This is a genomic window from Buttiauxella sp. BIGb0552 (assembly GCF_004366275.1).
GTDB lineage: Bacteria > Pseudomonadota > Gammaproteobacteria > Enterobacterales > Enterobacteriaceae > Buttiauxella > Buttiauxella gaviniae.
The window spans coordinates 52,038-66,340 of sequence record NZ_SODY01000008.1; the positions used below are offsets into that span (position 1 = coordinate 52,038).

Below are 14,303 nucleotides of genomic sequence, written 5' to 3' on the forward strand. Positions count from 1 at the left end.
ATCTTTGTTGATGGGCACGGGGAACCGTGCCCGAATACACTTAGAAGCGGAATGTTGCAGTCGCAACAACCTGACGCTCAGCGCCCCAGAAGCAACCGTAGGTATTGAAGCAACTGGCTACATATTCACGATCGAATAGGTTATTCACGTGAACAGCCACGTTGGAACCAGCCATACCAACACGCGCCAAATCGTAGCGCACCAGGGCATCGACAACAGTATAACTTCCCACTTTGAAGGAGTTCGCCGGGTCGCCATAGCTGGAGCCGGTGAAGCGTCCACCAGTGCCTAACGTCAGACCAGACAGTGCGCCATCAAAGAAGGTGTAGTCAGCCCACAATGAAGCCATATGTTTTGGCACCTGTGCTGGCGTGTTGCCTTTGTAGTTGGTATCCGTGGTGTACTCAGCATCGGTGTAGGTGTAAGAACCAACTACGTTTACGCTCGCAGACAGTGCCGCTTTCGCTTCAACTTCAACGCCACGCGCGCGAATTTCACCACCTTCAACCGAGAAGAATGAGCCCGCAGGGTCAGCCATCAGGTTGTTGGTTTTGGTCAATTGGTACACCGCGCCGGTCAATACAATCGGACGATCGCTCGGCACATATTTCAGGCCCGCTTCATACTGCTTACCTGTAGAAGGTGAGAACAGATTACCCTGTGCGTCGGTCTGTGAAGCAGGTTCAAACGACTCACTGTAGCTGAAATACGGTGTGATACCGTTATCAAACAGATAGTTAACACCACCACGCCAGGTAAACTGAGTGTCATCACGTTTGGAAGTAGTACCAGCCACGCGGTTGTAGGATTCCTGATCGGCCCAGTCATAACGGCCGCCCAACGTCACCAGCACTTTATCCCATTGCGCCTGGTCCTGAACATAGAGGCCCGTTTGCTTCTGGCGGTTCAGGATCTGATACGGACCGGAGTTCGCCGGATCTTTCGAATTGAAATCGAAATCGGTATACACCGGATTGTAGAGATCCAGCAGCGGTACGGAGTCGTCGTAACCAAACCAAGAGTTTATGTCGTTACGCATACGCATAAAGTCAACGCCGGTCAGCAGAGTGTGGTCCACTTCGCCGGTGGCAAATTTGCTCTGCAACTGGGTATCAACAGTGAAGTTTTGCAGCTTCTCATCATCAACCACGTATTTACGAGCCAGATAATGGCCTTTGTCCGCCGGCGCTAACGCCGCACATTGCTTGCTAAAGCTGTTAGCTGGATCGGAACAGACGCCGTAACCGTAGACGCTGTTTTGCGAAGTTTTGTTTTCGGCAAAGCGCAGGTTCTGACGCACGGTAAAGGTATCGTTGAATTCATGGTCGAAGCTGTAGCCAACCATTTTCTCATTACGAGAATAGGTATTGTTCTTCGCACCTTCATTGAAGTCAGTAGGCAGACGATCGCCGTTTGGCAACGGATCGACCGTTCCCTCTTTTGGCAGCCAGCCGTAGTAACCGGTTTCCGGTTCGTTCTGGAAGTAAGAGAGGAAGGTAAAGTTAGTTTTGTCATCCGGACGCCATGAGAAAGACGGCGCGATGGTATAACGCTGCTCTTCCGCACGATCCTGCTGAGCATTGTTCGAACGAGCCAGACCCGTTAAGCGGTACAAGTACACGCCGTCGTCATCTATTGCATCGCTGAAGTCAAAGCCGGTCTGGAAGAGGCTGTCAGTGCCCATTTTGAACTGGATCTCTTTCAGCGGTTCCGTGGTCGGACGCTTACTTACCATGTTCAGCAAACCACCCGGGCTGCTTTTTCCGTACAGAACGGAAACCGGACCACGCATGATTTCAGCGCGCTCCAGCATATAAGGATCTACCACAGCGTCGTTATAGAAGTTGCCCTGCATCTTCATACCGTCGAGGTAGTTATTTTGACTCTGACCATCGGCCGCAAATCCGCGAATCACCAAATAGTCATAAGTATTTGAAGCACCACGAGTTCCCACAGCAACACCTGGGGTATAGCTCAAAGCTTCTTTCACCGATCTTGGTTGATGCAACGCCATCTCTTCGGCAGTTACCACAGAAATAGACTGAGGTACCTTTTCAATAGGCGTATCGGTTTTGGTCCCAGTCGCAGACTGACGCGCCGCGATCGTGGCCGCAGGTCCCCAGGCACTTTCTTGCGGGGCGCTGGCCGAAACGGTGATGGTATCTTCTTTGCTGGTTGTGTTGTCTGCTGCAAAACTTGATGCACTCACGCCACTGACGGCGGCCGCAACAAAGAATGCAAGTTTACGGATTGAGGTGTTGACTGGTTGTCCAGTTCTTAAACGCGCCATTGGTTTTTCTCTGATGAAGTAGTGACGAATGATAACGTAAACGATAATTATTATTAGCCGCAGAATAATAGACGAAACGGAAAGTGCATAGCAAGCAGGAAACGCCCCTGCTAAGCGCGAGGGAATAATAATTAACCAGAGTGATTGCATGGGCTTAATAAAAAAGAAAAGCCCCCGTGGTAAACGGAGGCTTTATGGGAAAACCGTGAGGTTTATTTACTGCCGAACATGTCTTTTATCCAACCTGCAACACCGTCACTACTTTCTTGCTGCTGAGGTTGTTGCTGCTGCGGCTGTTGCTGTTGTGGCTGCTGAGTCTGTGGCGCCTGTGACTGACTAAACGGATTGTTGTTCTGCTCAGCCTGCTGGCTTTGCTGGCACAACCCGTCCGGATTAGTGGTCCACACTGGCAACACACGATCCCCGCCGCCGCCACACTGGAAGTAGCCTGCGCTATCAACACCCATATCAACGATATCTTCCGGCGGGTTCAGCACCAGTGGAATCGGCGTCTGGTTGGCAAGGTAACGCTGGTAAAGCGACATCGCCCCGCTCGCACCATACAGTTTGGTCGGCTGGTTGTTGTCACGCCCTACCCAGGTAATCGCCACTTCTTTGCCGTCGATGCCCGCAAACCAGGTATCCACGTTATCGTTGGTGGTACCCGTTTTTCCTGCTAAGTGCAGGTTCGGATATTTGCCCCCTAACGCACGACCCGTACCGCGAGCCATAACCTGCTGCATGGTAAACAGCGTCATGTATGCAGCCTGAGGAGGAACAGCCTGCTCCGCCTGTGGGAAGCTTTGGTATAGCACGGTGCCATCTTCAGCAATAACCGAACGCAAGGCTGAAAGCGTTGCCCGGTTGCCACCGCTGGCGATGGTCTGGAATGCCTGAGCCACTTCAATTGGCGTCAGGTTCAGCGCACCCAGCAACATCGCAGGAACCGGATGTAACTGGTTCTGCGACACACCAAGTTTGACCCAAGTGTCTGTGACAGCAGGCAGGCCCAGCGCCATCCCCAGGTTGACGGTTGGCACGTTCATAGAACGCGTCAGCGCATCCACTAGCATGACTTTGCCGCTCTCACTGTAGCGACGGTCATCGTTTTGCGGCGACCACACTTGCCCATTTGGCTGTTTCAGCGCGATTGGCGCATCGGCAATCCAGGTATTCAGACGGTAAGCGTCAGGCTGGCTTAATGCCGTCAGATAAGTCGCTGGTTTTGCCAGAGAACCGATAGAACGACGAGCCTGCATCGCGCGGTTGAAGCCCGCAAACTGCGTTTCAGCTCCGCCGACCATCGCACGAACTTCACCGGTCGAACGGTCAACAATGACCATTGCCGCTTCCAGATCTTTCAGTTTGCGCGAGTTACGCAGAACCGGAACCCCTTCACTCACCGCTTTTTCTGCCGCATCCTGAGAAACGGAGTCGAAAGTGGTGAAGATCTTCACGCCGGACAAGTCTTTAACTTTGTCGCCAAGTTTGGTCTGGAGTTCGTTACGCACCATCTGCATAAAAGCAGGCTGCGGCGAAATCACACCACCACGCGGTTGCACACCCAGAGGGCGCGCGCTCAGCATGTCGTAAAGTTCCTGGTCGATGACCTTCTGCTCTTGCAGCAAGCGCAATACAAGGTTACGACGTTCCAGCGCCAGTTTAGGGTTACGCCACGGGTTATAAATCGACGCGCCTTTTACCATGCCCACCAGCAATGCTTGCTGATCGAGGCTCAGTTCTTCGACCGGTCGGCCAAAGTAATACAGGCTCGCCAGCGGGAAGCCGCGAATTTCGTTATCACCGCTCTGGCCGAGATAGACCTCGTTCAGATACAGCTCAAGGATGCGATCTTTGCCGTAACGCGCGTCCATGATCAGCGCCATGTACGCTTCGTTCGCTTTACGCCAGTAAGAACGCTCGCTCGATAAGAACAGGTTTTTGACCAACTGTTGCGTCAGCGTACTTGCGCCCTGCACGGTACGGCCAGCTGTCAGGTTCGCCAGCACCGCACGGCCAATGGAGAAGAAGCTAATCCCGTCGTGCTCGTAGAAATGGCGGTCTTCTGTTGCGATCAGCGTGTCGACCAGCAGTTCCGGGAAACCGGTGCGCGGCACAAACAGGCGCTGTTCACCATTCGGTGAAGACAACATGGTGATCAAGCGTGGATCCAGACGGAAGAAACCAAAGCTGCGGTTGTTATCCATGTTCTGGATGGATTCCAGATGGTCACCATCAAAATTCAGACGTGCGCGGATCTGCCCTTCTTTACTGTCAGGGAAATCAAACGGACGACGGATCATCTCAATGCTGTTGCCCTGTACCGTAAACTCACCAGGGCGCGTCATCTTCGTCACCTGACGGTATTGGGTCGCTTCCAGCAGGTTAACCATCTCTTTTTTGCTGTACGGCATGTCTGGTTCAAGGTTCACCATACGGCCATAGACTGCCGCCGGGAGCTGCCAGACTTTCCCATCAATACGGGTACGGATCTTCTGATCCAGGTAGACACCGTAAATCACGAACAGCACAGCAAAGACAACAAACAGTTTTACCAGGAACCAGAACCAACGGCGCTTTTTACGTGGCGGGCGACCATTGCCACTGCCTTTTCCTTTACGTGGCGGCATCGGTTCCTCGTCTTCAAAATCATCATCGTAATCCGCGTCATATTCCTCTTCACGGACACGACGACGGCTTACTTTCTCTTTCACAGGACGTGAAGGTTTCCCTTTACGTCCAATCGGTTCGCGGTCATTCCCCGCCATTGCTTTCTCCACCAAAAATAAGGCGCACGGCCTGATTCTCCTCATCTCAACTCAAGTCGAAAGAGGAAATCTCTCAAAGTTATTGGTACTTTTTGGTACGCCGCGTAGGCAGCGCGTCTGCTGGCGAGTCCGGCCAGACGTGTTTTGGATAACGTCCTTTCATCTCTTTTTGCACTTCCCGATACGCGCCGTTCCAGAATGCGGTTAAATCACGCGTAATCTGCAATGGGCGCTGCGCCGGGGAGAGCAACTCCAGAACCAGTGGTACACGGCCTTCGGCAATCACCGGAGTTTGAGCTTCACCAAACATTTCTTGCATACGCACAGCAAGAACTGGCGGGTTTTCATCATCATAGCGAATGGCTATCTGGCTTCCAGTCGGCACAGTGTAATGAGTTGGCAGCGCACTATCCAGACGTACGCGTGCGTTCCAGTCGATCAGGTTCTGTAACGCCCGTGTGACATCAATATTTTTTAACGCGCGAAGCGAGTGTACACCATGCAGTTCGGGTAATAACCAGCTGTCTAAATCACGCAGCAGCGCCTCGTCTGAGACGTCTGGCCATTTAAGTTCTGGCAGCCATTTTGCAGCACAGACCAGGCGTGTTCTTAACTGTTGCGCATGCGCCGACCAGTTAAGCACTGACAGGCCTTTCTCACGAATACCATTAAGCATCGCTTGATGCAGTTCGTCTTCGGAAGGTTTCGCCAGTGGCTGAACTTTCAGAATTAACTTGCCAATTTGTGAACGGCGAAACGCTTTTAAGGTGCCTTGTGTTTCATCCCACTCCACAGAATCGCTTTGTGTCAGTAACTCAGGGCACTGCGCCGTTAGCGCATCAATATCCAATGGAATGGCCTGCAAGATGCGTGCATCAGGCGTATGGCTTCCCTGTAATAAAAGTGGTGCCAGCAGCCATTCGTAGCGTGTTAATGGGTCATCCTGATTGAGCATCGCCCCCATACCATTGGCTAATTGGTAGCGACCGTCCAGACCACGGCGGCGAGCAATCCTGTCGGGAAACGCCTGCGCCAGTAACGGAGCCGCAAGGGAGAAATCCGCTTCGCCACCGCGGCTGTTAAGCCTTTTAAGCAACTGGGTGCTACGCTGCTGCCAGTTATCCTGACGTCGACTAAAAGCATTACGCAAATCGCTGTCCTGACCGCGCGGTGGCTCTTCAAGAATCGCGACAAGCCGCGCTGCGGTTGCCTGTTGATCGGCATCTTTAGCGTTAACCAACATCGCTGCCAGGCGCGGTTCATTACCCAGGTTCGCCATTTTCTGGCCTACGGGTGTGAGTTTGTTTTGTCCATCCAGAGCATTGAGCTGGCGCAACAAGGTTTGCGCAGCCGCTAAATTGGTGGCAGGCGGGGTATCAAGCCAGGTCAGTTGGCCCGGATCCTGGCAACCCCATTGCAGTAAATCGAGTAGCAGGCCAGAAAGGTCGCTTTGCAGGATTTCTGGTTCACTTTGCAAGCTCGCGCGTTCTGCCTGCTCGGCACTGGTTAAGTGCAGACAGATACCCGACTCCAGACGCCCCGCTCGCCCGGCACGTTGAATCATCGACGCTTGGCTAATGCGTTGGGTGATAAGCCTTGTGAGCCCAGTGCGAACGTCAAAACGCGCGACGCGCTCCTGCGCGCAATCCACCACCAGGCGGATACCTTCAATAGTCAGGCTGGTTTCGGCAATATTGGTCGCCAGCACCACTTTGCGAGTGCCGTTTTCCGCAGGGAGAATTGCTTTGCGCTGTTCGCTTAAAGGCAGTGCACCGTATAACGGACAAAGCTGAACATCACTTGTGACGCGCTCTTGCAGCTGTTGCATAACACGCTGAATTTCACCGACACCAGGCAAAAACAGCAACAGAGAACCCGACTCTTCGCGCAGCAAATTCGCCACAGCGCTAGCAACCGCTTCATCAAAGCGTTGATGGGTAGAAAGCGGACTGTAGCGACGTTCAACCGGAAATGCTCGCCCTTCAGAGCTGATTACCGGAGCTTCCGGTAAACATTGCTGAAGGCGCGCATTATCAAGCGTTGCCGACATAATCAGCAATTTAAGATCGTCACGTAACCCTTGCTGCACGTCGAGTAACAGCGCCAGCGCCAGATCGGCTTGCAGGCTACGTTCATGGAATTCATCGAGGATCACCAGCGCAACACCTGAAAGCTCAGGATCGTGCTGAATCATACGCGTCAAAATACCTTCGGTTACCACTTCAAGCTGGGTGTTAGGCCCAACACAGGTTTCGGCACGCATCCGGTAGCCAACTGTTTCACCGGGCTTTTCACCCAATAATTCAGCCAGACGCTGTGCAACATTACGCGCAGCCAGGCGACGTGGTTCCAGCAGTAGAATGCGACCGCCCAAGTTTGCCTGCCGTAAAATCTGCAACGGCAACCAGGTCGATTTACCTGCCCCCGTTGGGGCGCTCAGTAAAACCTGCGACGCATTTTGCAAGGCGTTAAGAATATCGGGTAGCACTGCGGCAACCGGTAATGACGGCACAAACGGCTCCAAACGGGTATGATGCGAAGTTCGCTATTGTAGCATCAAGCCAATTCATAACGAGAGACCACTATGGCCGAAACTCGCCGTCTGTTTTTTGCCCTCGAATTGCCAGCCGAGGTACAACAACAGATTATCCAGTGGCGCGCCACACAGTTCCCTGAAGATTCCGGGCGTCCGGTCGCTGCTGCAAATTTGCATCTGACTCTCGCCTTTTTAGGCGACATCAGTGTTGAAAAGCAAAAAGCACTCAGCCTGCTCGCCGGGAGAATCCGCCAGAGCGGTTTTACCCTGACAATTGATGATGCAGGGCAATGGTTGCGGTCAAACGTGGTATGGATTGGCCCCCGGCATGCCCCTCTGGGGCTGATTCAACTGGCAAATATGTTACGTGCACAAGCGGCTCGTAGCGGGTGCTACCAAAGCCCGCAGCCGTTTCACCCGCATATCACGCTTTATCGGAACACACCGCGTGCGGTCACCATCCCGCCACCCAATTTTCGCTGGCAATACAAAGTTGAAGACTTCGTATTGTATGAGTCAGTTTTCAAGCAAGGGCGAACGCGTTACCTGGAGCTACAGCGCTGGTCATTAAGCAATAAGGAAGAGTAAATGGAGTTTAGTCCCCCGCTACAACAAGCCACACTCATCAAACGCTATAAACGCTTTCTGGCTGATGTGGTAACTCCGTCTGGTGAAGAGTTAACGCTCCATTGCCCAAACACCGGCGCGATGACCGGATGTGCAACACCAGGCGATACTGTGTGGTATTCCACATCAGATAGCCCAACTCGAAAATATCCCCACACCTGGGAAATAACCCAAACGCAAAACGGCGAATTTATTTGCGTTAATACGCTGCGCGCTAATGCGGTTGTGAAGGAAGCATTAAGTTCGGAAAGCATTTCAGAATTAATTGGTTATACAACCATTAAAAGTGAAGTGAAGTATGGTGCTGAACGTAGCCGCATTGACTTTATGTTGCAGGCAGATTGCAAGGTTAACTGCTATATTGAAGTAAAATCAGTCACGTTATCAGAACAAGGAAATGGCTATTTCCCGGATGCTGTAAGTCTGCGTGGGCAGAAGCATTTGCGAGAATTGATGAACGTGGTTATGCAGGGCGAACGTGCGGTGCTGCTATTTGCAGTATTGCATTCTGCTATCACCCAGGTTTCCCCGGCACGCCACATCGACGCCAAATACGCACAATTATTATGCGAGGCGCAACAGTGTGGAGTTGAAGTTATTGCGTATAAGGCTGAACTTTCGGATAAAGGCTTGAGTCTAATCTCGCCGTTACCTGTTTGTTTGATTGAAGAGTGCCCGCAATAATTCGAGTTGCATCGCGGCGGCAAGTGAATAAGCCCCGATGAGCTTACTGCAGTAAGTGATTCGGGTGAGTAATCGCCGCCAACAAAAAGATGCAGCTTGAAGTATAAAGGGTATTAACGTTTGTCTGTTTTGTGTGCTGGCGGTTCGCGTAAATACGCTTTTCTTCACAGGCTTGTCAAGAGAGGAATTTATATAATTGCCATCCTGAAAAGCATCTGCTATTTATAGCGGCCTGATTTTCCCCCGAACAGGGGACCGATAATGCGTGTTAAGGAGAAACAACATGCAAGAAGGGCAAAAGCGTAAAACATCGTCCCTGAGTATCCTCGCCATCGCTGGGGTGGAGCCATACCAGGAGAAAACGGGCGAAGAATACATGAACGAAGCCCAGCTGACGCACTTCAGGCGTATTCTTGAAGCATGGCGTAATCAACTTATGGATGAAGTTGATCGTACCGTCACGCACATGCAAGAAGAAGCGGCTAACTTCCCTGATCCGGCAGACCGTGCCACTCAGGAAGAAGAGTTCAGCCTGGAACTGCGTAACCGCGATCGCGAACGTAAACTGATCAAGAAGATCGAGAAAACGCTCAAGAAAGTGGAAGACGAAGATTTCGGTTACTGCGAATCTTGTGGCGTTGAAATCGGCATTCGCCGTCTCGAAGCTCGTCCGACAGCTGATTTGTGCATTGACTGTAAAACGTTGGCAGAAATTCGCGAAAAACAAATGGCCGGTTAACGGCTCGCAATTTCAGATTACTCATAATGGCGGGATACTCTCCCGCCTTATTTATTTCTAGCCTACCGCAGCAAATCATGAACACACCCCACTACATTGGACGCTTTGCCCCCTCGCCTTCGGGTGAACTCCATTTCGGCTCGCTAATTGCCGCACTCGGCAGCTACCTGCAAGCACGCTCAAAACAAGGCCAATGGCTGGTGCGTATCGAAGATATCGACCCACCACGTGAAGTACCGGGCGCTGCTGCTACTATATTGCGCCAACTTGAGCATTACGGTCTGGAGTGGGATGGTGAAGTTTTATGGCAATCCCAACGACACGAAGCCTACCGCGAAGCACTCTCATGGTTACATCAGCAAGGGCTGAGTTATTACTGCACCTGCACGCGCAGCCGGATTCAGCAAATTGGCGGTTTTTACGATGGCCATTGCCGCGCGTTAAACCAAGGTCCTAATAATGCCGCGTTGCGTTTTATACAACATCACCCGGTATTAAGTTTTGAAGATAAACTTCATGGGACGTTAATAGCCGACGAACAACTGGCCCGCGAAGATTTCATCATTCACCGCCGGGATGGGTTATTTGCCTATAATCTTGCTGTGGTAGTGGATGATAATTATCAAGATGTGAGCGAAATTGTACGTGGCGCAGATTTAATTGAGCCAACGGTAAGACAAATTTCGCTGTATCAACAATTTGGTTGGACGGTGCCTGATTACGTACATTTGCCCTTAGTGCTTAATGAGAATGGGGCAAAGCTTTCTAAGCAGAATCACGCGCCAGCCCTACCGCAAGGCGATCCACGTCCGGTTATTCATGCCGCGCTGGCATTTTTGAATCAACCAGAAATTGCCCATTGGCAAGATTTGACGCTCAACGAATTACTCAGTCAGGCGGTACAAACTTGGTCGCTTGAGGCTATTGAACCAGGCTCGGCGTGAATACGCCATTCTCAAATGCCACGCACTGAGCTATGATTAGCCGCTGTTTTTTTTGTCCCTATGATTGACACTGCCGAGGTGTACTATTTTTACCCGAGTCGCTAATTTTTGCCGCAAGGTGCTTAACCGCGATGACGTCGTGGTCGAGGAGATTGAAGATCTCCCGCAAATCACGGTAATTCCGCGTGACCAGCACGCTCTGTCCCGCAAAGATATCAGTGAAAATGCCCTCAAGGTGCTCTATCGTCTGAACAAAGCTGGCTACGAGGCTTACCTCGTGGGTGGCGGTGTCCGTGACCTTTTGCTCGGCAAACAGCCGAAAGACTTTGATGTCACGACCAGTGCTACGCCAGATCAAGTGCGTAAACTGTTCCGCAACTGTCGTCTGGTGGGTCGCCGCTTCCGTCTGGCGCATGTAATGTTTGGGCCGGAAATCATCGAAGTTGCTACTTTCCGTGGTCACCATGAAGAGCAAAAGTCTGACAAACAGACTTCTCAGACCGGTCAAAACGGTATGTTGCTTCGTGACAACATCTTCGGTTCTATCGAAGAAGATGCACAGCGCCGCGATTTCACAATCAACAGCCTCTATTACAGCGTGGCTGATTTCTCCGTTCGCGATTATGTCGGCGGCCTGCGTGATTTACGCAATGGCGTTATCCGTCTGATTGGTGACCCTGAAACGCGCTACCGTGAAGACCCTGTACGTATGCTTCGTGCAGTGCGCTTTGCCGCCAAGCTGAACATGACGATTAGCCCGGAAACTGGCGAACCTATTCCGCGCTTAGCGACCTTGATTAACGATGTGCCGCCTGCTCGTTTGTTTGAAGAGTCATTGAAACTTCTGCAAGCTGGCCACGGTTATCCAACTTACGAATTACTGCGCGAATATCAGCTGTTCCAGCCGTTATTCCCGACCATCACCCGCTACTTTACCGAGCAGGGTGACAGCCCGATGGAACGCATGATCGTTCAGGTGCTGAAGAATACCGATAACCGCATTCAGAATGATATGCGTGTTAATCCGGCCTTCTTGTTCTCTGCCATATTCTGGTATCCGCAACTTGAGATGGCCCAAAAGCTGACTCAGGAAAGTGGCCTTGCCTACATGGACGCTTTTGCACTGGCGATGAACGAAGTGCTAGATGAAGCTTGCCGTGCGCTGGCGATTCCAAAACGTATCACCACGCTGGTTCGTGATATCTGGGGCCTGCAGCTTCGCCTGTCACGCCGCCAGGGCAAACGCGCATGGAAGCTGATGGAGCATCCTAAATTCCGTGCAGCTTACGATTTGCTGGCACTGCGTGCTGAAGTGGAAAATAACCAGGAATTACTGCGCCTGACCAAATGGTGGGGTGAGTTCCAGGTTGCAGCTCCGCCGGCACAGAAAGATATGCTCGATGTGTTAGGTGATGAACCTGCCGATCGCCGCCGTCACCGCCGTCCACGCAAGCGTGCACCACGCAGCGGTGGAAGTGCATGACGCTTGCGTACATCGCACTCGGCAGCAACCAGGCGTCACCGCTTGAGCAAGTGACTCAAGCGCTGAACGCCATTGCAACCATCCCGCAAAGCCGGGTGGTTGCAACTTCCTCGTACTACCGCACCCCGCCGCTCGGCCCGCAAGACCAACCCGATTACCTCAATGCTGCTGTGGCACTAGAAACCGAACTGTCTCCCGAAGCATTACTAGCCCATACTCAACGTATTGAGTTGGAGCATGGTCGCGTGCGTAAAGCTGAACGCTGGGGGCCGCGCACGCTTGATCTCGACATCATGCTGTTCGGTAATCTGACTGTTGCAACACCAACGCTTATCGTGCCGCATTATGATATGAAAAATCGCGCGTTTATGTTGGTTCCGCTGCTGGAAATTGCACCTGACTGCACCTTCCCGGACGGCAAGCGCGCCGCTGATATTTTAGATACTCTCTCCCAGGATGGGATTACGTTTTGGTAACCACGGACGTGTTCTGTTTGCTAATGTAGCGATTTCACCTCTCATTCTTATTTCTCTGGGATTGCCATGAAACCAATCACCATGTCTCAGTTGCGCCAGTGGAAACAGGCCCAACGCAAATTCGCAACCATCACCTCTTATGACTTCAGCTTTGCAAAACTGTTTGCCGATGAAGGCATTGGTGTGATGCTAGTTGGCGATTCATTAGGGATGACTGTTCAGGGGCACGACTCCACTTTACCCGTTACCGTGGAAGATATTGCCTACCACACCCGCGCCGTGCGCCGTGGTGCGCCAAACTGCCTGCTGCTTGCTGACCTTCCTTTTATGGCATATGCCACACCTGAACAGGCGTTTGCCAATTCAGCCATCGTTATGCGCGCTGGTGCAAATATGGTCAAAATCGAAGGCGGGAGCTGGTTGGTTGAAACAGTCAAGATGCTGACCGAACGTGCCGTTCCGGTATGCGGGCATTTGGGCCTTACGCCGCAATCCGTGAACATCTTCGGTGGCTATAAAGTCCAGGGGCGTGATGAAGCCGCCGCACAGACACTATTCGATGATGCCGTGGCACTCGAAGCGGCAGGTGCACAATTGTTGGTGTTGGAATGTGTTCCGGTCGCTCTGGCAAAACGCATCACTGAAGCGCTGAGCATTCCGGTCATCGGTATTGGCGCGGGTAATGTCACAGATGGACAGATTCTGGTTATGCACGATGCCTTTGGTATCACCGGTGGTCATATTCCAAAATTTGCCAAAAACTTCCTTACAGGAAACGGCGACATGCGCGCCGCGGTACGCCAGTACATAACTGAAGTTGAATCAGGCACCTACCCAGGTGAAGAACATAGTTTCCACTGACAGGAGAAGGGTTGTGTTGATTATCGAAACGATACCGCTGTTACGTCAGCAAATCCGCCGCTGGCGCCAGGAAGGTAAACGCATCGCACTGGTGCCGACCATGGGCAACCTGCACGACGGCCATATGAAACTGGTCGATGATGCGAAAAGCCGCGCCGATGTGGTGGTTACCACCATATTTGTGAACCCGATGCAGTTTGACCGACCGGATGATTTAACTCGCTATCCCCGCACCTTGCAGGAAGATTGCGAGAAACTAAACCGTCGCAAAGTCGATTTGGTGTTTGCCCCTGCCCCAGCCGATATTTATCCACAAGGACTGGACTCACAGACCTTTGTTGAAGTTCCAGGGCTTTCTACCATGCTCGAAGGCGCAAGTCGTCCAGGGCATTTCCGTGGCGTCTCTACCATTGTCAGCAAGCTCTTTAACATGGTGCAGCCTGATATCGCCTGCTTCGGTGAGAAGGACTTCCAGCAAGTCGCCGTGATCCGCAAGATGGTGGCGGATATGGGTTATGACATCGAAATTATCGGCGTGCCAACGGTTCGTGCGAAAGACGGCCTGGCACTGAGTTCACGCAATGGTTATCTAACCGCAGAACAGCGCAAAATTGCGCCAGGTTTGCATAAAGTGATGCAGTCTCTGGCAGATAAACTGCGGTCTGGTGAGCGAGACACGGAAGAAATGTTGGCTATCGCCGCCACCGAACTGAATGAAAAAGGCTTTCGTTCTGACGACCTGCAAATTCGCGATGCCGATACCTTGTTAGAGCTGAACGTTGAGAGTAAACGTGCGGTGGTATTAATGGCCGCATGGCTTGGCCAGGCGCGTTTGATTGATAATATTCAGGTTGATCTGGCGCAGTAGACAGCATTCATAAATCGGGCAATACTG

General features: G+C 52.1%; 10 protein-coding genes and 1 pseudogene. 8 read left to right on the forward strand and 3 right to left on the reverse strand.

Annotated elements, in window-relative coordinates:
- Positions 1 to 40: 40 nt before the first annotated feature.
- The 3 genes from fhuA to hrpB form a co-directional block, all read right to left on the reverse strand.
- Positions 41 to 2,290 (reverse strand): ferrichrome porin FhuA, encoded by a 2,250-nt coding sequence (gene fhuA, locus EDF88_RS20885; RefSeq protein WP_134187008.1) that lies wholly within the window; start codon positions 2,288 to 2,290, stop codon positions 41 to 43.
- A 212-nt stretch (positions 2,291 to 2,502) separates the two neighbouring features.
- Positions 2,503 to 5,058 carry a bifunctional glycosyl transferase/transpeptidase gene (gene mrcB, locus EDF88_RS20890; protein WP_134187010.1) on the reverse strand — a complete coding sequence of 852 codons (2,556 nt, stop codon included), beginning with the start codon at positions 5,056 to 5,058 and terminating at the stop codon, positions 2,503 to 2,505.
- A 79-nt stretch (positions 5,059 to 5,137) separates the two neighbouring features.
- Positions 5,138 to 7,570 (reverse strand): ATP-dependent helicase HrpB, encoded by a 2,433-nt coding sequence (gene hrpB, locus EDF88_RS20895; RefSeq protein WP_134187012.1) that lies wholly within the window; start codon positions 7,568 to 7,570, stop codon positions 5,138 to 5,140.
- A gap of 72 nt (positions 7,571 to 7,642) precedes the next feature.
- Here hrpB and thpR point away from each other — a divergent pair, with 72 nt between their 5' ends.
- The 8 genes and pseudogenes from thpR to panC all read left to right on the forward strand — a co-directional run bounded on the left by thpR (position 7,643) and on the right by panC (position 14,276).
- Positions 7,643 to 8,182 carry an RNA 2',3'-cyclic phosphodiesterase gene (gene thpR / locus EDF88_RS20900; RefSeq protein ID WP_064516285.1) on the forward strand — a complete coding sequence of 180 codons (540 nt, stop codon included), beginning with the start codon at positions 7,643 to 7,645 and terminating at the stop codon, positions 8,180 to 8,182.
- A complete protein-coding gene (gene sfsA, locus EDF88_RS20905; RefSeq protein ID WP_134187014.1) occupies positions 8,183 to 8,905 on the forward strand; it encodes a DNA/RNA nuclease SfsA in 723 nt (240 codons plus the stop codon).
- Between the two features lie 283 nt (positions 8,906 to 9,188).
- Positions 9,189 to 9,644, forward strand: a complete 456-nt coding sequence (gene dksA, locus EDF88_RS20915; RefSeq protein ID WP_064516282.1) for an RNA polymerase-binding protein DksA — start codon at positions 9,189 to 9,191, stop codon at positions 9,642 to 9,644.
- Positions 9,645 to 9,721: 77 nt separating this feature from the next.
- A pseudogene (gene gluQRS / locus EDF88_RS20920) lies at positions 9,722 to 10,617 on the forward strand (tRNA glutamyl-Q(34) synthetase GluQRS).
- 56 nt (positions 10,618 to 10,673) lie between these two features.
- Positions 10,674 to 12,071 (forward strand): polynucleotide adenylyltransferase PcnB, encoded by a 1,398-nt coding sequence (pcnB, locus tag EDF88_RS20925; RefSeq protein ID WP_208326165.1) that lies wholly within the window; start codon positions 10,674 to 10,676, stop codon positions 12,069 to 12,071.
- On the forward strand, positions 12,068 to 12,547 hold the full coding sequence (folK, locus tag EDF88_RS20930) for a 2-amino-4-hydroxy-6-hydroxymethyldihydropteridine diphosphokinase (protein ID WP_064516276.1): 480 nt from the start codon (positions 12,068 to 12,070) through the stop codon (positions 12,545 to 12,547). The genes pcnB and folK overlap by 4 nt, the downstream gene beginning before the upstream one ends.
- A gap of 66 nt (positions 12,548 to 12,613) precedes the next feature.
- Positions 12,614 to 13,408 (forward strand): 3-methyl-2-oxobutanoate hydroxymethyltransferase, encoded by a 795-nt coding sequence (panB, locus tag EDF88_RS20935; protein WP_134187018.1) that lies wholly within the window; start codon positions 12,614 to 12,616, stop codon positions 13,406 to 13,408.
- A 13-nt stretch (positions 13,409 to 13,421) separates the two neighbouring features.
- Positions 13,422 to 14,276, forward strand: a complete 855-nt coding sequence (panC, locus tag EDF88_RS20940) for a pantoate--beta-alanine ligase (RefSeq protein ID WP_034460889.1) — start codon at positions 13,422 to 13,424, stop codon at positions 14,274 to 14,276.
- Positions 14,277 to 14,303 lie beyond the last annotated feature (27 nt).

What these genes read in the sequence shown, in the direction of transcription:
- fhuA (WP_134187008.1), bottom strand. Translation starts at nt 2,290, where the DNA reads ATGGCGCGTTTAAGAACTGGACAACCAGTCAACACCTCAATCCGTAAA.
- mrcB (WP_134187010.1), bottom strand. Translation starts at nt 5,058, where the DNA reads ATGGCGGGGAATGACCGCGAACCGATTGGACGTAAAGGGAAACCTTCA.
- thpR (WP_064516285.1), top strand. Translation starts at nt 7,643, where the DNA reads ATGGCCGAAACTCGCCGTCTGTTTTTTGCCCTCGAATTGCCAGCCGAG.
- sfsA (WP_134187014.1), top strand. Translation starts at nt 8,183, where the DNA reads ATGGAGTTTAGTCCCCCGCTACAACAAGCCACACTCATCAAACGCTAT.
- dksA (WP_064516282.1), top strand. Translation starts at nt 9,189, where the DNA reads ATGCAAGAAGGGCAAAAGCGTAAAACATCGTCCCTGAGTATCCTCGCC.
- folK (WP_064516276.1), top strand. Translation starts at nt 12,068, where the DNA reads ATGACGCTTGCGTACATCGCACTCGGCAGCAACCAGGCGTCACCGCTT.
- panB (WP_134187018.1), top strand. Translation starts at nt 12,614, where the DNA reads ATGAAACCAATCACCATGTCTCAGTTGCGCCAGTGGAAACAGGCCCAA.